Source organism: Gluconobacter sp., assembly GCF_047722525.1.
Taxonomy (GTDB): Bacteria; Pseudomonadota; Alphaproteobacteria; order Acetobacterales; family Acetobacteraceae; genus Gluconobacter.
Genome location: NZ_JBDNYY010000004.1, coordinates 87,945 through 107,799 on the forward strand (window position 1 = coordinate 87,945; position 19,855 = coordinate 107,799).

The following is a 19,855-nucleotide window of genomic DNA, read 5'->3' on the forward strand; positions in this document are numbered from 1 at the left end:
CGCTTCATGACACCTGACGGTGCCCGATCTTCCGGGTGAAAAGGGAACGCAGTGCGAAACTGCGGCTGCCCCCGCAACTGTAAGTGCCGGCTGTTGCCCCTCAACGGGAAAACGGACCGTCTTCAGGAGATGACCCACTGGTCCGACCGGGAAGGGGCCTGAAGCCGGAGCACGAGCCAGGAGACCTGCCGTCAGCATGAGTTGTCCGAAGGACGGTCCGGGCGGGGTGCCTCGGAACGCCGGGTCAGGCCCTGTCTCTGCGGGTCTGCCTCCTTCTTGAGGGCGACGCAGAACGACGAGACACTACCCGCATCATGCCCCGTATTTCCTGCCTTCTTTTCGCGACGAGCATGCTTGTCGCCGTGCCTGCGCTGGCGTCCGCCCCGGCTCAGGCACCGGTACCGCCGCAGAAGCCCAGGGCGCCGACGGTCCTTCCTCCCAAGGCATCCGTTCCTGCTCCCGCCCGTACTTCGACAACGGCTCCGGCCGCCGTGACATCCTCCTTCCCCGAGACGGTCACGGTCACGGCCAATCGGATTCCGCAGGATCTCAGCAAGGTTGGTTCGCAGGTTACGGTTGTGACCCAGCGTGACATTGAACTTCTCCAGCGTCGCGATCTCGCCGACCTTCTGGCGCGTGAACCGGGCCTGAACATGGTGCGTACGGGCGGCCCCGGCGGGACGGGTTCGATCTTCATGCGCGGCGTCAACTCGAATGAAGTGAAGGTGCGTCTGGACGGGATGGACATCAATGATCCGTCTACTCCGGCCGGGGCATTTGATACGGCACAGTTTCTCACCGATGGTCTGGCCCGCGTGGAAATCCTGCGTGGTCCGCAGAGCGGTCTGTATGGTGCGGATGCGATGGGCGGCGTCATCGACATGACAACCAAGCAGGGGCAGGGACCGCTGCATGGTTTTGTCCGTCTTGAAGGTGGCAGCTACTCCACCAAGAACCAGACGGCGGGGTTCTCCGGGTCACTACATCGTTTCCACTACATGGTCGAAGTCTCGCACAACCATGTCGGCGACTATCAGGCCGTGCCGAAAGCCATCCGGGCGCAGGTTCACGACCATGACGTTGCATCCAACCGCAACGACAACCGCACGGCCAATGTGCGTCTCGGTTATGACGTGACGGACAATTTTGATCTCGGCTTTACGGCCCATCTGACGCAGGCGGATTACGAATACGTCGCCGACGATTACAGCTCCTATCCGGCGCTGCCGTCAGCCCAGCAGAACGAGAGCGACCTCAAACAGGCCATCCTGCGCGGCACGGCGCACCTGAAGTCCTTCAAGGGTGTCTTCGAGCAGACGCTGGGCGTCGGCTACGTTACCTATCGCCGCCACGACATTACGGCCGGCGATCCGGAAATCGCCTCCAACCGCGGTGACCGTCTGAAAGTGGACTGGCAGGGCCTGACCCATCTTGGCCATAACGGCTCCTTCCTCGTTGGCTATGACTATATCCGCGAGCGTATTCTGACCCCGGTCTCCGCCCAGACCACGACGCATGCCGCGTGGGGACAGCTTGAGGGTCACTGGCACGACATTCTCTTCGGCTCGGCCAATATCCGCTACGACAACAATTCCCGTTACGGCAATTACGTGACCTGGCGTGTCGCCCCGGCCGTGAAGATCCCCGGTACCGGTCTGACGCTGAAGGCCAGTGGCGGCTCGGGCTTCCACGGCCCGTCGCTGAACCAGCTTTTCGTCAGCTATCCGGCCTATTACTTTCTGGCCAATCCGAACCTGCGGGCCGAGCGCCTTCTGGGCTTCGATGCTGGATTTGAAGAGCGCCTTCTGGATGGCAAGCTGACCTTTGGGGCCGACTATTACGGCAACCATGTCCGGAACCTCATCAACACGGCGCTGTCGGGCTACAACTACACCTATGTCAACGTCGCACGCGCCCAGACGCATGGTGTTGAGGCCTTTGTCGATTACCGCATCATCAAAAGTGTGGATCTGCGCGGCACCTATACCTGGACGGATGCGTCGGATCGCAGCACGGGGGCGGCCCTCGTGCGTCGGCCCCGTCACAAGGCCACGGCCAGCGTCATCTGGACGCCAACCAAACGCCTGAGCATCACGCCGAGCCTGCTCTATGTCAGCGGCTGGCACGATCTCGACCGCTATACGTCGATGAGCACGATCGGTCATGATTACGTCACGGTGAACATCGCCGCGGAATACAAGCTGGCGAAGTTCCTCACCCTTTTTGCGCGTGGCGACAATCTGGGGAACCGGTATTATGAAAACCCGGTTGGCTATCTCCAGCCGGGCCGATCCTTCTATGGCGGTGTGACGTTTGGCCTTTAAGGCGTTCCTTCATGTCCTTTCAGGCCCGATGGCAGCCCTGCTGCTATCGGGCCTGATGGCGGGCTGCTTTGCGGGATCGGCCTGTGCCGGTCCGGTGCGTACCCGCATCGTTTCCCTGAACCTGTGTACGGACGAACTTCTGCTCGAACTGGCAGACCCGTCCCATATCCTCGGCCTCAGCCCGCTGGCCACGGACTGCGCGGAATCCGTCCGCTGCGAGATCGCAGGGACATATCCCGTCCAGCGTCCTGATGGCGAAAACCTTGTCGCCACCCATCCGGACGTCGTTCTGGACGGCACATGGCACCGCCCGACCGTCCCGCTCGTGACCGACGCCCTGCACGTCCCGTTTGTCCAGCTTCCGTCCATCGCATCCCTGGCGGATATCCCGACCCAGATCCGTACCGTCGCTCATGCCATTGGCGAGGACACGCGCGGCGATGACATGATCCGCGTGTTTGATAAGCGTCTGGAAAGCCTCCGTCCTGCCCATCCGGAAAAGATCCTGACGGCCACGGTCATCGGTGCGAACCTTGCGGGAGAAGAGGGGGGCCTGATTTCCGATCTGCTGAAGCGCGCCGGCTTCCGCCTCTCGGCTTCCGAACGTCCCGACGGCACCATCGCGCTGGAAACGCTGATCGCCCATCCGCCGGATATTCTGGTGACCGGCATGATTTCCGAAGGCGCCTCTCTGGCAGAAGAGGCGGTGCATCATCCCGCCCTGCGGGACCGCTTCACGGGTGCGCATCTTCTGGCGCTTCCCGGACGGCTGACCATGTGCGGCACGCCCGACACCCTCGATGCGCTGATCGCCCTGATCGCCGCGCATGATCGCCTGACCGGCACGGAGCTTCCGCCATGAGCCGCTATGTTCTGACCGTCGCCGTACTGGGTGCGCTGGTTCTGGCCCTTGCTATCCTGTCACTGGCCGCAGGCCCGGCGGGGATCGGCGTCGTGCAGGGCCTGTCTGACATGCTGCATGGCCGTGAGACAATCGCCGCGACCATCATCGGCCAGATCCGCCTGCCGCGCATGATCCTCGCTTTGCTGATCGGCGGAACGCTCGGCCTGTCTGGCGCGGCGCTTCAGGGACTGGTCCGCAATCCGCTTGCCGATCCGGGCGTGCTGGGGATTTCAGGCTGTGGTGCGCTTGGGGCCGTTCTGGTTTTTTACACCGGCGTCTCGGCAGTCTGGGCGCCCGCCCTTCCGCTGGCGGCCCTGTCCGGCGCCGGGCTCGCCACGCTTCTGCTTCTGGCTCTGACCCGAGGCGGCACGCTTGTTCTGGTGCTTGCCGGTGCGGCCCTGAGCTCCATGAGTGCAGCACTTCTGGCCCTGACGCTTAATCTGGTGCCGAGCCCGTATGCGTCTTACGAAATCATGCACTGGCTCATGGGCTCCCTGTCCCGCGCCAGCCTGCATGACGTGCTGATCGCCACCCCCGGTCTTCTGATCGGTTCGGCCCTGCTGTTCAGTACCGGGCGGTCTCTTGACGCCCTGACCCTTGGCGAAGACGTTGCCCAGACGATGGGCTTCCCCCTGCGCGCGGTGCAGTGGCGCGTTGTGCTCGGAACAGCGCTCGCGGTCGGAAGTGGTGTGGCGGTCGCGGGCGGCATCGGGTTCGTCGGTCTCGTTATGCCGCATCTGCTGCGCCCGCTCGCCGGAGCGCGCCCGTCCCGTCTTCTGCTGCCGTCCGCGCTGGGGGGGGCGGCGCTTCTGCTGGCAGCGGATCTGTTCGTGCGCCTACCTGTTAGCGGTGCGGAACTGCAACTCGGCGTCGTGACGTCCCTGATCGGAACGCCGGTCTTCTTCTGGCAGGTCTGGCGCCTGCGTGGCCGACCGGTATGAGGAGCGCGTCATGATCCTCCAGACAGACACGATCAGCCTGACCCTTCAGGGTAACAGGCTCCTGAACGATATCGCGCTCGACGTCCGTCCCGGTGAAGTCCTCGGCCTGATTGGCCCCAATGGTGCGGGCAAGAGCACACTACTGCGCATCATGGCCGGACTGCTGCGTCCCGAGACTGGCCGCGTCCTGCTGGATGGGCAGGATCTGTTCACCATGCCGCCCGAACAGCGCGGGCGGCATCTGGCTTATCTCCCGCAGGAAGCGCCCGCTGCCATCGGCATGAGCGTGCGGGATGTCGCAATGCTCGGGCGCCTGCCCCATCGTCGCACGGCCTCGGCGGAACAGAATGAAACAGCCGTGCAGCAGGCTCTTGATGCGGTCGGGATGAGCGCGTTCGCTGACCGCTCGTCGGCCCGTCTCTCAGGCGGCGAACGCGCCCGCGTCCTGCTTGCCCGTGCGCTGGCGGTTCAGGCCCCGATCCTGTTGGCGGATGAACCTGTCGCGGCTCTTGATCCCGCGCAGGCCCTGACGGTCATGGACCTGTTCGGCCAATGCGCCGCGCAGGGCCAAGCCGTTTCCGTCGTTCTGCACGATCTGGCGCTCGCCACCCGTTTCTGCACACGCATCGCCGTGCTGTCGAAAGGACGCATCGTCAGTCTTGGCACGCCTGCCGAAGTTCTGACGGACGCCCTGTTTGCCGAGGTTTACGGCGTGGCCGTGCGACGCTGCGGCGAAGTCGCCGTGCCCTGGTCGCTGGTGTCGAGCGCCCGACGCCCATAACGCCGGGCCAGCAGCGTGCAGGTGAAGAGCTGGATCTGGTGGTAGATCATCAGCGGCAGCACGATGATGCCGACCGACGCCGCCGGGAAAATGACGCTCGCCATCGGCACGCCTGACGCCAGCGACTTCTTCGAGCCGCAGAACTGGAGCGCGATCTTGTTCTCCGTCGTCTGCCCCAGCCCGTCGCCCATCAGATGCGACAGCACCAGAACCAGCGCCAGCATGAAACTGTCGAGCAGCGCCACTTCCAGCAGATGCGCACCCGAAACCCGGTGCCAGATTCCCTCCACCACGGCCGAACTGAACGCCGTATAGACGACCACGATGATGGACCCGCGATCGGTGAACGAGATCAGGATCTTGTGTTTCCGGACGATCGGCCCGACCCATTTCTGAAGGATCTGTCCCAGCGCGAATGGCAGCAGCAGTTCCTTGCCTACATCCAGTACGGATTCCAGCGGCGAATGTCCCGCCCCCACATGTCCGAGCACCAGCCCGGTCAGAAGCGGCGTAAGCGCAATGCCCGCAATGTTGGAAACGGTCGCCGCACAGATCGCCGCCGGGACATTGCCCTTCGCAATGGACGTCAGCGCAATCGAGGACTGCACGGTCGAGGGCAGGCAGCACAGGAACAGGATGCCCGACCACAGTTCCTCACCGAACAGCGCATCGGGGAAGATGGTCCGGAACAGCAGATGCAGCCCGATCCCCAGCAGTGGAAACAGCGCGAACGTGCAGAGCAGCACGCTCCCCTGAAGCTTCCAGTCCTTCACGCTTTCCACGATGGCGTGGCGTTCGAGCTTGGCGCCCTGGAAGAAGAACATGAACGTGATGAGGACCGTCACCACGTGCTGGAGGATGTGCTCCATCTGCCCCCGGCAGGGCAGGAAGGACGCCAGAACGATTGCGCAGATCAGGGAGAGGAGAAAGGGGTCGAGACGCTTCATGCCGCACTATGTCCGCATTCGGACCGGACATGCAATGTCATGCCGGGCCAGTCTTCTGAAAACGGGCATCTCATGTATCCTGTCCTCCATGACAGACCATAATGACCTGCCTGCGCCGGGCCGCCGCCGCGCCCTGACATCCCTTCTTGCCGCAGGAACCGTCGCCGGAACCCTGCGACTGACCGGCAGGGCTGGCGCGACCGATGAACCGCCGAAAGACACGCTCACGTCCCACGGCCATCAGCCGAGCAATGCGCATATCGAACCCGCCGATCAGCCCGGCGCAAATAACAAGCCTGTCATCCGCACCCAGAGCGACTACTTCTACCGCCCCTCCATTCATTTCTCGCCGCCTACCGGCTTCATGAATGACCCCAACGGCCTGATCTTCGACGGCCAGACCTACCATCTCTATTACCAGTATGACCCGAGCGCTCCCTATGCGGGCCGGGTCCACTGGGGCCATGCCACCAGCACGGATCTCTACACATGGCAGGATCAGCCCATTGCCATCGACCAGACGGCAGCGGGCGAGGCCTATACCGGCTGCGTCGTGCTGGACCGTAACAACGTCTCGGGCCTTTTCCCGCCCCGCAAGCCGGATGTCCCCGCCGCTGCTCCGGCGACCACAACGGCTACGCAGGCCGCCGTGCAGGCGCTCGCCCCGGAACTGCGGAAAACCACATCTGACACGCCCTACGCGCCCGACCGGATGCCCGCGCTTGGCCCGAATGAGTCCGCCCCGTTTGGCACGGTCTATGCGCCTCCGAGCGGTGCCGAAACCCATGCCGCCCCAGCCGCACTGCCACCCATGCCCGGTGGGCTGGTTGCGATCTATACCCGTGCCACACCGCAGAGCCAGACGCAGTACATCGCCTGGAGCCCCGATGGCGGCCAGCATTACATCGACTATGCCCACAACCCGATCCTGAATATCGGCGTCAATTCCTTCCGCGACCCCAAGGTCTTCTGGCACGAGGCCAGCGGCAAATGGATCATGGTCGTGGTCAGCGCGCGTGCTCACAAAGTGCTGTTCTACGGCTCCATCGACCTGCTGCACTGGATGCATCTCAGCAGCTTCGGTCCCGCCGGTCTGTTCGGCGTGGACTATGAATGTCCGAACCTGATCGAACTCGACATCGAGGGCGATGAGAAAGGCAGGCGATGGGTCCTGTTCGTCTCCGTCAATCCGGGTGGCCCGCTGGGCGGCAGCGTCACGCAGTATTTCGTGGGCGATTTCGACGGCGAACGTTTTACGCCCGACAACACCGTGATCGGCCTGACGGACTTCGCCAAGGACAGCTACGCCATGCAGGTCTATGACAGCATGCCGGACAACAAGGCGGTCTATTTCTCTTGGTTCGGCAACTGGCAGTACTGCGAGGAAGTCCCTAACCGGAGCTGGCGCGGTCTCATGACGCTGCCGCGCCGCATGTCCCTGCGCCGCGATGAAATGAACTGGCTGCGTCTGGTTCAGCGCCCTTATGGGCTCGAAGCCTTCCGGGGTGAGAAGATCCCGTTCAAAGTCGAGCGCATCGCCGCTCAGAGTGGCGTGCAGGTTGCCCTCCCCACCGGCACCGCCATCGAACTGCTCCTGACCGTCACCGTTGACGAACGCAGCAACCCGCAGCCGGACGGCGAACAGGGACGCGCGGGCCGCTTCGTCATCGTGTTTTCGAATGGACAGGGAGAGTCCCTCTCCATCGGTTTCGATGCTTTCTCAAGCCAGCTCTGGCTCGATCGCGGCGACCTGCACGGCTTCTCCCAGCCGTTCTTCACGGAGCGTTTCTCCACGCCCCTGATCGCCAACAGCCGCCGCTTCTCGCTGCGTCTGGTGCTGGATGCCTGCGCGCTGGAACTCTTCGCCAATGACGGCCTCTCTGTCGCCACGACCCTGGTCTTCCCCGCCAATCCGCTGACGACGCTGGGCCTTCAGGCGACCAATACCGGTGCGACAATCGAGGAACTGGCGCTCTATCCGCTGCGCAAGACCATGGACCGTCCGACGGCGGTCTGACGCAGGGCTCTCCCCAGCCCGAATGCATAGAGAAGGGGGCTTGCTCCCTTCACCCCTTTAGCAATGGGGTGGCAGATAGGTGAGGTAGGTGGCTTCCGAGAACAGCCCCATTTCTGCGCGCCGTTTGTCCAGCGTCTTCGGATCGTCGCCGCCCGCATCGAGCGAATAGGGTGCATAGTGATGGTTCTGGCACGAAAGCTGGGAGCCATAATGCTGCTTGCCTGCCGTCGCCAGCATGACCCGGTCTGTCAGCAATGCATAATCCGGCCTGGCGAATTTTCCAGCGCGCGCATAGGGCGCAAGCTGACGCAGCGCTTTGGCCTGAAAGGCCGGATCCTCATCGGCATGCTGCACTATCAGCCAGACCATTTTTGCGGTTCTTGGGCCTGCCTTTATCACGGCTGACCATCCCTTCATTTCCAGCAGATGGCGCGCCCAGTGACTGTTGTCCCAGTCCACATCTTCAAAGCTGTATACACTACGGTTTTTCAACATTCTGAGTGTATCGGCATCAACTCCTGACAGAGTGTCCAATGTTTCCATTCCCAGTGGCCCTCGCCAGGCCTGATCGGGAATGATGCGTGCTGTGGCCTCTTCTTCGAGCGTGTTCTCTTCTGCCCCGTGAATGGCATTGACTGAAGCCGTGATCCCGGCCTCGTAAGTCTGGAAATAGGGAAGGCTGCGGGACAATGCTGTCCGGAATGCTTCCCAATTCGCAAAACCTTCCGGCGCAGAGGTGACGTCCAGGATCTGCGAGCACAGCCGGTCCTGATAACCGCGATCTTTCGGAACGGACGCGATAATCCCGAGCTTTTTCAGCTCCGCATCCTGCACGAGTGCTGCATCATGCGTGCAGGCCTTGCCATAAGCCTTAATGGCCTTCCAGTCCGTTACCTGCTGTGCGGTCGCGCCCGGAAAGGCACCCCGGACAAACCCGTAACCGCCAGGCTCGAAACTGCCGTCATGAATAAACGGCGCCAGAACGGGCGGCGGCGCAGGAGCCGCGGATGCTGCTGAAAAGCTCCCCAGACCGGCCAGCAGGAAAAGCATACGAAAACGGGCCATCATGACGACATCCTGTAAGGAAATGTTTCGTCACGATGGCCCGTGTCAGGAGCTCAGATCAAGAGCGGAACGGTCTCAGCCGCCCGTGATCTTGTTTTTGAGATTATGAAGGCTGGTCGAGACCTGCTTCTGCCAGTCGGCCATCCGCTCGTGCCATTCGGTCGAATGCTGTTGTACCAGAACACGGCTGGCTTCTGCGGCTGCCGCGGCCTGCGCCTTCTGCTGGACCAGAACCTCGCGCTCCACGGCTTCGATCGGCCGACGCAATACCAGCGATGCACCCAGCGACGCCGCCAGATCGTCCACGACCTGCGGCACATATTCCTGAACCGTCGCGATCACGGCCGTCGTCCCCACGGGAATGACGGAGGCGATCTGCGCCAGAAGGCTGCTGCGGATGGCCGCGTCCTCCACCGAGAGGCTCGACCCTACAAGCGCGCCCATCGACGCCCCGAGCAGCACGCCCAGCGGCCCGAGCAGAAGCCCGACGAGAGACCCCAGAAGCGTTCCGTTCAGAACCTGCTCGCCGGAAGACCCATTGGCCCAGTTGTCATGAATGGTGATGTTGCCGTCCGTGGTACGCTCAACGACAGCCTCGTTGATGACAACCAGCTTCTGGTCCGCCGCCCGTTCACGCAGTTCGGAAAAGGCCTGGAATGCCTTGCTCTGCTCGGTGAAGGAGAGAACAAGAATATTGGTATCCATTGTCTGTCACGCTCCGCTCCCCCGCGGAAAATGGGTGGAAGAGGCGGGGCACGCGGGGGAATGTCCGGCCTGTGACCGCAGCCTCTGTAAAAGGCTGCGGTCAGGAGGACACCAGATTACTTGCTCAGCGTAAAGGTCAGACCCTGCGCCCCGGCAGCCAGACGCGCACCCTGCGTCGCTGTTTCGATCTTGATGCGCACACCGTTGCTGTTGGACAGGACAGCGCCCCCCAGACCCTTGTTCAGCGTCGCCTCGCCAGCGAGGGCGCCATAGCTGCCGTCGAAATCATGCAGGTGGTTCAGGTTGTAGACGGTGCCTTCGGCCTTCAGGGACGAGTAACCGACAGCGGCGATGTTCCCGCCGGTTACCTTGAAGTGGTAGGTGCGGTGGCCATAGGTCAGTGTGCCGTCACCCCAGGTGTAGCCGATGCCGACATCTGCCGAACGGGCAGTGAGCGTGACGTGTCCGACCGGGGTGCCGAGCGTATCTTCAGCGCGTACGGCAGGAGTTGCGACAAGGCCGGTACCGAAAAGGACGGCTACAAGGGCGACGCCACGGCGGCTGATATTGAAAGACATCATGAAACCTTCTGTCTGTTTTCGTAGTCAGTTCCTGCGGGTGGAAACCCATGTGGCACTAACGCTTGAGAAAACAACGCTCCGACCCCGGTTGGGATGCATCCGAAGGGATAATTCGTGCTCCTGCTATGGTTCAGCGGTCTGGGGAATAAGGAACTTGAAGTGCATCCTGTAGTGTGAACTGACGGGATGCCCGTTTCTTATCGCGGGGAAATAGGACGCCTGAACCACATAGTCGAGTGCGGTCTGATTCAGTTCTGTGTAATGCCCTTCCTGGACCATACAGTCATGGGAACGGCCCTGTGCATCGATCGTACAGGCTGGTCTTCGATATGTCGGTCGATCATGTTCTGAGGATAACGGGGCGTACCGGAAACGGCGCGGTTGAGTCGGGCGGCGTGGGTGTTGTCCTGATGGTCCGATAAGCCGAAAATCTGCCTGAGCCGATGTTCAGATGGGCGATCTGCGGCACCAGAACAGTAACCTGAAACAGACAGATGCAGAGCAGGGGCAGGGAAAACCAGACTGGCGGCTGGCGACGGCGCCCGTTGGGATCAGGCTCAGGGCAGGGCTGGAGTTCAGGCTGGGGTACCTGTTCGGATTCCATCTGGAATAGAATGTCAAGGCCGTGATGCCGGGGAAAGGGATCGTCCATTTTTCGGTTCCCGATGTTTCCGGGTACGAGAGATGAGGCTTGTTTCCGACAGCAATGGTCTGCTCGGCCTCATCATGGAATATCCGGCCGTCAGAACGCCAGAGGGAATCGCTTTATGACAGGGGCAGCCATTCGCGTGAAGCGCTGAACCAGAAGATAATTTTTAGGAGAAAGATGGTGCCCAAGGGCGGCGTCGATAAAGGCCCAAAAATCAAATAGTTATGCGATAGTGGGCGATCTTTCTTCCTGCCCTTCTATTGAAAGTTCTCTTCTGTTTGTCTCACCTTTTTTGAACGGAAGGCGGAGATGAACAGCGTTCAAAGCTCGCCTTTTCAAGCGAACGCCAGAGATGTTGCGCTGGCTCTTTTAGGTGGTCCGAATCGGAAGCTCTCCAAACCTCAGGAGTTGCGCTTTGGTTCGCGGGGTAGCCTTGCTGTCGATGTGCAGAAAGGCGTTTGGCAGGACCATGAAAGCGGGACTGGCGGCGGCATGATCGAACTGGTCATGCGGCAAAAGTCCCTGGACAAGTCAGCAGCGGCAAAGTGGCTGCGAGACAGTGGGTTCTTGCCGGAACGGGCCCAGCAGCCTCGCTCGAAGCCTCGTGTGGTCGAAAATTACGACTATGTGTCGGCGGATGGAGAAGTGCTGTTTCGTGTCGTCCGGCTTGAGCCAAAGGACTTCAGACAGCAGACCCCTGACGGTCGAGGCGGCTGGAAATGGGGCGCTAAGGGTGCAAAGCGCGTTCTCTATCGTCTGCCGCGTGTCTTGCAGGCCGTGGAAGCGGGAGAAACTGTCTGGATCGTTGAAGGCGAAAAGAGCGTGCATGCTCTGGAAGCTATCGGCCTGACGGCAACCTGTTCGCCTGGTGGCGCTGGAAAATGGAATGATGATTACGGCATGGCCTTGAAGGGTGCGAGCGTGGTCGTCATTCCGGATAATGATGATCCCGGCCGGAAGCATACAGACGAGGTTTGCAAGGCCCTGTCAGGGCTGGCTGGGCGTCTGCGCGTGCTTACGCTGCCTGACTTGCCGATCAAAGGCGATGTTGTGGACTGGCTGCGGAAAGGCGGCACGGCTCAGGAATTGCAAAGGCTGGCAGATAGAGGCGAGCAAAAGGCCCCTGCTGCTCAGGTGGATATTTCTGCATTCCCACCGACAGAAGATGGCATCGCATTGGCATTTGAGGCCCGGTTTGCGGACCAGCTGCGCTACGATCACAATGTCGGGGCATGGTTTGAATGGGCTGGCTCTCACTGGAAGCGTGAAGAAACGCGGCTGGCCTATCACTGGTGCCGAACGATTGCCCGTGAGCTGGTGTCATCAAATTCGGATGGAAAGACTGCGGCGATCATGGCGCGTGCAAGTGCGGCAAGAGGTGTCGAGGCTTTTGCTCAGACTGCACGCGCCTTTGCGGTTACTTCCGCGATATGGGACACCGATCCGCTCTTGCTTGGCACGCCTGACGGAACCGTTGACCTTCGCACTACGCAATCGAGAGCAGCACGTCAGGAAGATTATATCACACGGCATGTTGCTGTGCGACCAGCAGAACAGCCAAATTGCCCGATCTGGGACCGCTTTCTGTTCGAGGCAACAGGGGGCGATCATGAGATGATCCGCTTTCTGCGTGCCTGGTGCGGTTACTGCCTGACGGGCGATACTCGGGAACACGCGCTGTTGTTCATTTATGGTCCAGGTGGAAACGGCAAGTCGGTGTTTATCAATACCGTTGCGGGCATCCTCGGTGATTATGCAAGCAATGCTGCAATGGAGACGTTCGTTGCTTCTGGCGTGGATCGTCACCCTACCGATCTAGCGATGTTGCGTGGTGCGCGTCTGGTGACGGCATCTGAAACCGAAGAAGGCCGCCCATGGGCCGAAGCACGGATCAAACAGCTTACGGGCGGCGATACGATCACGGCGCGGTTCATGCGTCAGGACTTCTTTCAGTACCGGCCTACCTTCAAGCTGATGATCGTCGGGAATCATAAACCGATCCTGCACACGGTCGATGAAGCCATGCGACGGCGGTTCAACATTCTCGGGTTTGAGCGCAAGCCAGACACGCCTGATCCGCGCCTTGAGGCAAAGTTGCGTGATGAATGGCCCGCAATTCTGCGCTGGATGATTGAGGGCGCGTATGACTGGCAGATGAATGGTCTGGTCCGTCCGCGTGCTGTCGTGGAGGCTACGGCGGAATACTTCTCTGAGCAGGACGTGCTTGGCCAGTGGCTCGATACGGCCTGTCATGTATCGCCAGAACGTGAGGATACGACGCAGGCATTGTTTGCAAGTTGGTCTGCATTCGCCAAGCGTTCGGGTGAAGAGATCGGGTCTGCAAAGCGGTTTAGTTCCGCCTTGCAGAAGCGTGGTTTCGTTTTTTGTCGCAATCCAAAAGGTTCACGTGGGCAGCGTGGTTTCCGTGGTTTGGAAGTCAAGCCGATGTCATGGGCGGATCAATAACCATGACACGGCGGGTGCTTATGAAAGTCGATGCGACACAAGAACGAAATGGGAAAACGGCAGAAAACAGCCATTTTTCACTTATTCCTGTGTCACGTGTGTCAGATGTGTCAGATAAAACCTATTATCGCCCTACACGCGTGCGCGCATATAAGGGTTATAGGGAAAATCCGACACATCTGACACATGTGACACAAGGCGATGAATTAGACGCGATTGCAGAGGCCGTTTGTCGGCTTCTACCTGACCATCGAGACCCGGAAGCCTTTCACCTGGCGAAAGCGGATGCAGTCTGGCGCATCCGTCGCCTGGCGCGCAGAATTCGGGCCGGGCACTGAAAACGGGGGGGAGGGTGAGTAATGGCCGAGGGGCGGGCACCGGAACCGCGTCAGGCTCACGCGTAGATTTTTTCTTGATGTTTGAAAACAATCAAAGAATTCAAAAGAGTAATCAGGAAACACAACCGAAGGTCGTAAGAAAATGACTGCGTTTCGGGAATGCTTCGCCGCTTCGGTGAGTGAGGGGCCAACGGCGTTTCTTTTCCAGATTACTTCGATTTAGAGGGTGCCGCTGCTCTTTTCTCCGTTGACAGCGTGTCTCTGGATCGGCAGATTCGTTCATGGAGCCTGATAACTCCTGATAAGCCATAGCGGCCGCTGCACGAGAGCAGTAATCCGCACAAAGAATTCGCTCCGGGGGCGGTAAGGGTATGTCCAGAGGGCAACCTTAAAGCCTTACCGGCCTGACTATGGCCAGGTTTATCACCCCCCGGAGTTTGTGCGGTGTGATAACCGTTCAGGCTCTGGCAATTTATGCCATGGGAGCCGCATATCATGCGCTCAGTAAATCGTCGTGACATTTTCCCGGCCCTCGGGACCGTCCTGCTTGGCGGCATCGCCACCGCATCCCTCGCAAAGCCTGAAAGCCTGTCCGCCGCACCTGCGAAGCCGGAAGGTCATAAATCGGACGCGCATTTGATTGCGCTGTGCGAGCAGTTCATTGCTTTGCAAGACAAGATCGATGCTGCTCATGCTCCCGTCTATACGTACGAGGAAGAGCAACGGGCAGAGCCGATCTTCACGGCGCTCTACAAGCGCGAAAACACGCTGTTCCAGCAGATCATCAAAACGCCAGCCGTGAGCATTGCCGGTGTGCGTGCCAAGACGAAAGCCATGGCGTCCTGGGAACGCGAAGGGATTGCTGATGATCCCGACGAGTTCTGGAACGTGCGAGCTTATAACTCGATTTTGCGCGATCTTCTGGCCGTCTGACGATTGTCCCACCATAAAAGTTGATATGAGTGTAGTGTTAACACTACACTCATATCGAGTTGATTAATGGAGGTGGCAATGAAGCCGCATGAAAACCCTATGGAGCTTCTCTACTCGGCTGCGCATGTCTGCGCCGCCGCAGGAATCTCCTATGATACTTTGAAGAATTGGACGGCGAAGTCTCCCGCCATCATCGTGATGGATCATCCTTTTGAAGAACGTCCAGGCCGTGGCGGGGTAGTGCGATACAGCTTCCGGCGCGCGCTTCACATTGCGCTAACAGCAGAATTGGGGCGCTTGGGACTTCCCCTCAAGCGGGCAGCAGCAATCGCCTTGAATTTCACGGATATGGGGGATGTAGATCCTACAGTCGGTCCAAAACGTGAAGTAGGGGAGCTTTACATAAAAGGTTCGACGTTCCTGCTACATTTTGCAGGTACTGAAGTGGGTGTGGTTGTGAACACACTCAATGTTTCCACGCTTCAGGCAGCGGCGAATTTGTGCGGGCTGACTTGGGGGCATGCTTTCGTCGTGCTGCCTGTTGATCCTATTTTTGCTCGCGTTTCTCGGACATTGGCCGCGCATGTTTCGCCTGGTGCGTGGAGTCTCTGAAATGACGGTACGCACAGAACGCACTCTCTCTTCCGTGTTAGCGGATATGGAAGCAATTAAGGGGCAGAGCGGCCCGGAGATCGACAAGCGTTGGTCTGACCTGGAAACGGAAGCCAATTCGCTCAAGGCTCGTGAAACCCGCCAACGCGCCCTGGACGATCTAGCGCGTTCGGCTCCGGGGGTTTCGCTGTCTGGCGATGCTCATTACCAGCGCGCGCGCAACAGCTTCACTCTGGTCGATGCAGTTCGTGCCCAGGTACGCGGGATCACGGATGATGATCGGACCGGGCGGGCGCGTGAAATGTCTGCCGAGATCGAGCGTCGTACAGGCCAGAAGCCACAGGCGGGCGGCATTCTGGTGGACCTCACGCCTAATCTGGAAACCCGCGCAACGCTGACGACTGGCGCTCAGGGGACCGCTGGTGAAGCTGCGAGCCTGATCCCGACACAACAGCGCCCGGACCAGTTCGTCAGCCTTCTGCGAGCGCGCCTGATTACGCAACAGCTTGGCGCGGTCGTGCTGGATGGCCTTTCGGGCAATATCGGAATTCCTCGCCAGACGGCTGCGGCGCAGGCGGCATGGGTTGGGGAAAACCAGCCTCTTCCTGCGGGAAATCCGGCCTATGACGGCATTGTCATGAGTCCGAAGACATGTGGATCAATCGCTGAAATCAGCCGAAATACGCTGATGCTTTCCAGCCCCGCCGCTCAGGAACTGGTCCAATCTGATCTGTTGGCAGTCATGGCGCAGGCGCTGGATGCCGCTGCCTTGGCAGGTGACGGCACCAACTTTACGCCCAAAGGTGTCATTCCGCAGGCCGCACATAATGCCGATTACACGGCAGGAAGTTTGTCCTGGCCGGAAATTCTTGCCCGCCTGACAGATCTAGAAACGGCCAGTGCGGTGCCGAATGGGTGGGCGATTGGTGCAGGTGTTCGCGCATCCCTAATGGCAACTCCGAAGGCCGCGTCGGTGGGTGCCGGGTTCATCATGGATGATGGAACGCTGGCGGGCCTGCCCGCACAATGGAGCACCAATGTTCCGGCCGGTTCTCTTGTCCTGGGTGATTGGACGAACCTGCTGATCGGCATGTGGGGTGTCGTAGAAATCCTGGTCAATCCATATGCGTCTGAAGCCTTCCAGCGCGGCAACGTGCAGATCCGGGTGATCCAGAGCGCCGATGTGGCGGTTCGCCGTCCGCAGGCATTTTCGGTTCTTACCCCTAAAGCTGCGGCTGGGGGCTGATCCATGACGCGCGGGACAATGGAAATGCGCTTTTCGGCAGGTGTGACGCCTGCCGGGAATGGCCTTACTCTCCGGGGCCTGGCGGTGCCTTATGACAAGCCCGCGCAGATCGGCAATTTCTCCGAACGATTTACAGCCCATGCGCTCCGGTCGGCCTGCGATGGTCAGGACATTCTGGCGTTGCAGGATCATGATGCTGCCAAGCTGCTAGGGCGCACGCGCTCTGGCACCTTGCAACTCGAAGACCGGGCCGATGGGCTGCACTTTGCGCTTGATCTGCCAGATACCGAACGTGGCCGGGATGTGTATGCCATGGCCAAGCGTGGCGATCTTGGCGGCGTAAGCATTGGCTTTTCTGATGCCGTGGACGAATGGCACGGACGAGAAACCCGAATCATTCATGGGGCGCGGCTGCACGAGATTTCCATCATCTCTTCGCATCCTGCTTATGCCGAAACTTTCGTGGAACCGCGTAGTCGTCCGCTTGGTGAGATTTACCAGGCAGAGCGATACCGGAACCGCGTTTTGACGATGTTGAGGCTGTAATGGGCTTTTTCACGAATTCAACGCCTCGCAGTCGTGTGCGGAAAGAACCTGTCTTGTCGATGGAAAGCCGGATTTCAGGCCGGTATTCTGACGGCTGGGGTGCTGTGAGCGCAGGTTTAGGTGCGACGCAGACGGCGCATGGCCCGGTGCCTGCATGGCTCTCTGAAAGCCTGTCCGCTGTTACTGCTTGTCTCGAAATCACAACAGCGTCGATTGCAAGCCTGCCAGCTTCTATCGTCGCAGATGTGGAAGACGGGCGACAGGCAGCTCAGGATACATTGCCAGCCGTCAAACTGATTTCACGCCCGAACATGAGGCAAAGCTGGCCGTCATTCTGCATGCAAGTCGTCGCTGATTTGCAGATGCAGGGCAATTCCGTTTCGTGGATCAAGAAAGATGCACGCGGGGCTGTCGTCAGCCTCACACCTATTCCCTGGACGTGGCTTAGTCCGCAAGTCGTTGGCATCGGCGTGCATTCTCGGCTTGTGTTCGATCTTGTGACCTCAACTCCTGAAACTCAGCTTCTGGGTTTGCCCCCGCGTCTGCTCGATACGGAAGTGCTTCACATTAAGGCCCGGTCGGATAATGGCCTCATCGGTCGAAGCGTGCTGGCGCGGGCGGCTGGTGTCGTGCGCGAAAGCCTCGAAATGTCCAAGGTGGCGGAAAAGACCTGGCGAAACGGTATGCGGCCTTCAGGTTATCTATCGTCGCCTTCCTACCTGACTGAAGAACAGCGGAAGCTGGCTAAGGCATCTCTACTGGATTACTCCGGCGCATTGAACGCGGGCAAGGTTCCGCTTCTTGAAGGCGGGTGGTCGTTTAAGCAGGCCAGTCTAAACAGCGCAGATGCGGAATTTCTTTCAAGCCGCCAATTTGGCGTTGCTGAAATCTGCCGTCTGTTTCGGGTTCCAGAACCTCTGATTCAGTTAGGGGACCGGCTTCCTGCGGATCTGTCACCTTATCTGGCGGCTTTCGCTCAGCTCACGCTGGCGCCGATCGTGTCTGCGATTGAGGCTGAATTTGACCAGGCGGTCCTGCCTGCCGGGTATCATCTGCTGATTGATATGGGTGGCCTACTGCGTGGCAATTATAGCGCGGTGGCAGCGGCTAACTGCGCTCAAGTGCAGAGCGGCATCATGACAGCCAATGAGGCACGCAACGCGGTTGGCCTGTCTTCGCATGCTGATGGCGATGCGTTGCGAACCGGTAGCGCTCCGAACTGGCCAGCCGATGCGCCCGGTATGCCGTCTCTTGGGCCGAAACCCGGCCATACTGGTGACGGCCTTCCGGCTCCTGGCACGCATCAAAATGAAGGGGCAAGCGCGTGAAATACGATCATCTCCCGCCCGGTTTGGTGCCTATTTTTCTCCGGCGATCCGCGGCGGCGGCGTTCTGGGGGGTGAGTGAATCAACCTTTGATCGGATGGTCGAGGAAGGTCATGCGCCGCGCCCGGCTCGCTTCGGCAAGATTGTCTTGTGGTTCCGGCCGGCGCTTGTGGCTTCTGCTGCGCGTTTAAGCGGCGTGAAGATGGAAGCCGATAGCGCTGCAGGCCCGTCTGAGGGCTGTAATGAGTGGGATGCGGTGCTGAAATTATGAAGGTCGTCCGACATTACAAATATCTCTCAGAAGATATGGATCGACATGGAAATGTGCGGTTGTATCTGCGGCGTCCTGGTCATCGAAAGATCAGGTTACGTCAGATGCTTGGCACGCCAGAATTTGATGAAGAATACCGGCGAGCCATGGCAGGCGAGATTCAGCCTATACCTTCACGACGGGAAACTGTGATTCCTGGAAGCCTTCGGGATCTGTGCGTCCAATACTATCAGTCGGCGGTGTTCGGTCGGCTCGACGTAAGAACTCAGTATGTCCGTCGAGGCATTCTGGACAATTTGTGCGAGCGATGTGGCACCTTCTTAATCAGCACTCTTCAGCCAAAGCATGTCGCGGCTTTGCGAGATTCCAAAGCAGGTCGGCCGGAAGCCGGAAACGGTATTCTCAAAGCATTGCGGGCGTTGTTTGGATATGGCGTGCAGTGCGGAATGCTGGACAAGAATCCGGCGCGAGAAGTGTCTTACATTCCAAGCACCGGAACAGGCTTTCATAGCTGGACAGCGGCGGAAATTGAGAGGTTCGAAGCTTTTTATCCTATCGGCTCTCCTGCGCGTCTGGCCTTTGCTGTTTTGTTCTATACGGGGCAGCGCCGTAGCGATGCGGTGCGCCTTGGCATGAAAGATGTGCGCGACGGCTCGCTGACTTTTACGCAAGTGAAAAATGGCAAGCGCAAGCCGGTGCTTTTGACCCTACCGGTCATTCCTGAACTCTGGCGGATTATTGAGGCGACGCCAGGTGCAATCTCTGGGGCGACCTTCATTCAAGGAGTGGGCGGTAAGTCTTACACGCCGGAAAGTTTTGGCAACAAATTCCGGGATTGGTGCAATGCGGCGGGACTGCCGCAATGCTCATCGCATGGATTGAGGAAGGCAGCGGCCGTTCGTCTGGCCGAGATGGGCTGCACTGCGCATGAGATTGCTGCGGTGACGGGCCATAGGTCTCTGAAAGAGGTTCAGCGCTACACGCATGCAGCCGATCAAAAGCGTCTAGCCGAGCGTGCATTTGCCCGAGTCGTAGAAGGCGGAATGTCCCACTCAACAGGCAAAAATAGCCAGTGGGGCAAAAGTGCCACTCAAGGTATTGATTTCAAAGGAAATGGAAATGATGTGGTGCCCAAGGGCGGAATCGAACCACCGACACTGCGATTTTCAGTCGCATGCTCTACCAACTGAGCTACTTGGGCAC

General features: G+C 59.7%; 19 protein-coding genes, 1 tRNA gene, 1 pseudogene and 1 riboswitch. Of the genes and pseudogenes, 14 read left to right on the plus strand and 7 right to left on the minus strand.

From position 1 onward, the window contains the following. A riboswitch (cobalamin riboswitch) is annotated at nt 1–208 on the plus strand. 106 nt (nt 209–314) lie between these two features. Genes ABF859_RS05320 through ABF859_RS05335 form a run of 4 tightly spaced genes read left to right on the plus strand, consistent with a single transcriptional unit; the run spans nt 315 to nt 4,950 of the window. Further along, complete coding sequence (locus ABF859_RS05320; protein ID WP_415526746.1) at nt 315–2,324, plus strand: TonB-dependent receptor domain-containing protein; 2,010 nt, start codon at nt 315–317, stop codon at nt 2,322–2,324. Nucleotides 2,325–2,352: 28 nt separating this feature from the next. Next, a complete protein-coding gene (locus ABF859_RS05325; RefSeq protein ID WP_415526747.1) occupies nt 2,353–3,186 on the plus strand; it encodes an ABC transporter substrate-binding protein in 834 nt (277 codons plus the stop codon). Next, the gene (locus ABF859_RS05330; protein ID WP_415526748.1) at nt 3,183–4,169 is read left to right on the plus strand and encodes a FecCD family ABC transporter permease; all 987 of its coding nucleotides are present in this window, start codon (nt 3,183–3,185) and stop codon (nt 4,167–4,169) included. The genes ABF859_RS05325 and ABF859_RS05330 overlap by 4 nt, the downstream gene beginning before the upstream one ends. A 10-nt stretch (nt 4,170–4,179) precedes the next feature. After that, the gene (locus ABF859_RS05335; protein ID WP_415526749.1) at nt 4,180–4,950 is read left to right on the plus strand and encodes an ABC transporter ATP-binding protein; all 771 of its coding nucleotides are present in this window, start codon (nt 4,180–4,182) and stop codon (nt 4,948–4,950) included. Here the strand turns inward: ABF859_RS05335 and ABF859_RS05340 are convergent. After that, nucleotides 4,875–5,897, minus strand: a complete 1,023-nt coding sequence (locus ABF859_RS05340) for a bile acid:sodium symporter family protein (RefSeq protein WP_415526750.1) — start codon at nt 5,895–5,897, stop codon at nt 4,875–4,877. The two genes, ABF859_RS05335 and ABF859_RS05340, sit on opposite strands and share 76 nt — an antisense overlap. Before the next feature lie 88 nt (nt 5,898–5,985). Between ABF859_RS05340 and ABF859_RS05345 the strand changes: the two genes are divergently transcribed. Continuing rightward, nucleotides 5,986–7,914: a glycoside hydrolase family 32 protein gene (locus ABF859_RS05345; protein WP_415526751.1), complete on the plus strand. Its 1,929-nt coding sequence runs from the start codon at nt 5,986–5,988 to the stop codon at nt 7,912–7,914. A gap of 57 nt (nt 7,915–7,971) precedes the next feature. On the opposite strand, the gene ABF859_RS05350 is transcribed toward ABF859_RS05345, so the two are convergent. The 5 genes from ABF859_RS05350 to ABF859_RS05370 form a co-directional block, all read right to left on the minus strand. Continuing rightward, nucleotides 7,972–8,982, minus strand: a complete 1,011-nt coding sequence (locus tag ABF859_RS05350; protein ID WP_415526752.1) for a DUF6624 domain-containing protein — start codon at nt 8,980–8,982, stop codon at nt 7,972–7,974. A gap of 72 nt (nt 8,983–9,054) precedes the next feature. Then, nucleotides 9,055–9,684, minus strand: coding sequence for a DUF1269 domain-containing protein (locus ABF859_RS05355; protein WP_415526753.1), 630 nt, complete (start codon nt 9,682–9,684; stop codon nt 9,055–9,057). 116 nt (nt 9,685–9,800) lie between these two features. Beyond that, nucleotides 9,801–10,262, minus strand: a complete 462-nt coding sequence (locus ABF859_RS05360) for a hypothetical protein (RefSeq protein WP_415526890.1) — start codon at nt 10,260–10,262, stop codon at nt 9,801–9,803. A 126-nt stretch (nt 10,263–10,388) separates the two neighbouring features. After that, nucleotides 10,389–10,685 (minus strand): energy transducer TonB, encoded by a 297-nt coding sequence (locus ABF859_RS05365; RefSeq protein WP_415526891.1) that lies wholly within the window; start codon nt 10,683–10,685, stop codon nt 10,389–10,391. Continuing rightward, nucleotides 10,606–10,917 (minus strand): hypothetical protein, encoded by a 312-nt coding sequence (locus ABF859_RS05370; protein WP_415526754.1) that lies wholly within the window; start codon nt 10,915–10,917, stop codon nt 10,606–10,608. Before ABF859_RS05370 ends, ABF859_RS05365 begins: the two co-directional genes overlap by 80 nt. A gap of 306 nt (nt 10,918–11,223) precedes the next feature. Here ABF859_RS05370 and ABF859_RS05375 point away from each other — a divergent pair, with 306 nt between their 5' ends. From ABF859_RS05375 to ABF859_RS05415, 9 genes and pseudogenes are all read left to right on the plus strand, one after another. Beyond that, nucleotides 11,224–13,380, plus strand: coding sequence for a phage/plasmid primase, P4 family (locus ABF859_RS05375; RefSeq protein WP_415526755.1), 2,157 nt, complete (start codon nt 11,224–11,226; stop codon nt 13,378–13,380). A gap of 2 nt (nt 13,381–13,382) precedes the next feature. Next, nucleotides 13,383–13,718 carry a hypothetical protein gene (locus ABF859_RS05380; RefSeq protein ID WP_415526756.1) on the plus strand — a complete coding sequence of 112 codons (336 nt, stop codon included), beginning with the start codon at nt 13,383–13,385 and terminating at the stop codon, nt 13,716–13,718. Nucleotides 13,719–14,213: 495 nt separating this feature from the next. After that, the gene (locus ABF859_RS05385; protein ID WP_415526757.1) at nt 14,214–14,651 is read left to right on the plus strand and encodes a hypothetical protein; all 438 of its coding nucleotides are present in this window, start codon (nt 14,214–14,216) and stop codon (nt 14,649–14,651) included. A gap of 78 nt (nt 14,652–14,729) precedes the next feature. Then, nucleotides 14,730–15,263 (plus strand): hypothetical protein, encoded by a 534-nt coding sequence (locus ABF859_RS05390; protein ID WP_415526758.1) that lies wholly within the window; start codon nt 14,730–14,732, stop codon nt 15,261–15,263. A gap of 1 nt (nt 15,264) precedes the next feature. Next, a complete protein-coding gene (locus ABF859_RS05395) occupies nt 15,265–16,509 on the plus strand; it encodes a phage major capsid protein (protein WP_415526759.1) in 1,245 nt (414 codons plus the stop codon). 3 nt (nt 16,510–16,512) lie between these two features. Further along, nucleotides 16,513–17,055 carry an HK97 family phage prohead protease gene (locus ABF859_RS05400; RefSeq protein ID WP_415526760.1) on the plus strand — a complete coding sequence of 181 codons (543 nt, stop codon included), beginning with the start codon at nt 16,513–16,515 and terminating at the stop codon, nt 17,053–17,055. Nucleotides 17,056–17,114: 59 nt separating this feature from the next. Further along, a complete protein-coding gene (locus tag ABF859_RS05405; RefSeq protein WP_415526892.1) occupies nt 17,115–18,383 on the plus strand; it encodes a phage portal protein in 1,269 nt (422 codons plus the stop codon). Then, nucleotides 18,380–18,652, plus strand: coding sequence for a helix-turn-helix transcriptional regulator (locus ABF859_RS05410; RefSeq protein WP_415526761.1), 273 nt, complete (start codon nt 18,380–18,382; stop codon nt 18,650–18,652). Before ABF859_RS05405 ends, ABF859_RS05410 begins: the two co-directional genes overlap by 4 nt. 446 nt (nt 18,653–19,098) lie before the next feature. Further along, nucleotides 19,099–19,638, plus strand: a pseudogene (locus ABF859_RS05415) (tyrosine-type recombinase/integrase); the annotation flags it as partial. A gap of 139 nt (nt 19,639–19,777) precedes the next feature. On the opposite strand, the gene ABF859_RS05420 reads toward ABF859_RS05415, so the two are convergent. Further along, nucleotides 19,778–19,853: transfer RNA gene (locus ABF859_RS05420), tRNA-Phe, on the minus strand. Between the last annotated feature and the right edge of the window lie 2 nt (nt 19,854–19,855).

Bases quoted from the DNA above. Each gene is read 5' to 3' on its own strand.
- ABF859_RS05340 (WP_415526750.1), bottom strand. From the start codon at position 5,897: ATGAAGCGTCTCGACCCCTTTCTCCTCTCCCTGATCTGCGCAATCGTT.
- ABF859_RS05320 (WP_415526746.1), top strand. From the start codon at position 315: ATGCCCCGTATTTCCTGCCTTCTTTTCGCGACGAGCATGCTTGTCGCC.
- ABF859_RS05330 (WP_415526748.1), top strand. From the start codon at position 3,183: ATGAGCCGCTATGTTCTGACCGTCGCCGTACTGGGTGCGCTGGTTCTG.
- ABF859_RS05370 (WP_415526754.1), bottom strand. From the start codon at position 10,917: ATGGACGATCCCTTTCCCCGGCATCACGGCCTTGACATTCTATTCCAG.
- ABF859_RS05325 (WP_415526747.1), top strand. From the start codon at position 2,353: ATGGCAGCCCTGCTGCTATCGGGCCTGATGGCGGGCTGCTTTGCGGGA.
- ABF859_RS05355 (WP_415526753.1), bottom strand. From the start codon at position 9,684: ATGGATACCAATATTCTTGTTCTCTCCTTCACCGAGCAGAGCAAGGCA.
- ABF859_RS05385 (WP_415526757.1), top strand. From the start codon at position 14,214: ATGCGCTCAGTAAATCGTCGTGACATTTTCCCGGCCCTCGGGACCGTC.
- ABF859_RS05390 (WP_415526758.1), top strand. From the start codon at position 14,730: ATGAAGCCGCATGAAAACCCTATGGAGCTTCTCTACTCGGCTGCGCAT.
- ABF859_RS05335 (WP_415526749.1), top strand. From the start codon at position 4,180: ATGATCCTCCAGACAGACACGATCAGCCTGACCCTTCAGGGTAACAGG.
- ABF859_RS05400 (WP_415526760.1), top strand. From the start codon at position 16,513: ATGACGCGCGGGACAATGGAAATGCGCTTTTCGGCAGGTGTGACGCCT.
- ABF859_RS05405 (WP_415526892.1), top strand. From the start codon at position 17,115: ATGGAAAGCCGGATTTCAGGCCGGTATTCTGACGGCTGGGGTGCTGTG.
- ABF859_RS05380 (WP_415526756.1), top strand. From the start codon at position 13,383: ATGACACGGCGGGTGCTTATGAAAGTCGATGCGACACAAGAACGAAAT.
- ABF859_RS05375 (WP_415526755.1), top strand. From the start codon at position 11,224: ATGAACAGCGTTCAAAGCTCGCCTTTTCAAGCGAACGCCAGAGATGTT.
- ABF859_RS05345 (WP_415526751.1), top strand. From the start codon at position 5,986: ATGACAGACCATAATGACCTGCCTGCGCCGGGCCGCCGCCGCGCCCTG.
- ABF859_RS05350 (WP_415526752.1), bottom strand. From the start codon at position 8,982: ATGATGGCCCGTTTTCGTATGCTTTTCCTGCTGGCCGGTCTGGGGAGC.
- ABF859_RS05360 (WP_415526890.1), bottom strand. From the start codon at position 10,262: ATGTCTTTCAATATCAGCCGCCGTGGCGTCGCCCTTGTAGCCGTCCTT.
- ABF859_RS05395 (WP_415526759.1), top strand. From the start codon at position 15,265: ATGACGGTACGCACAGAACGCACTCTCTCTTCCGTGTTAGCGGATATG.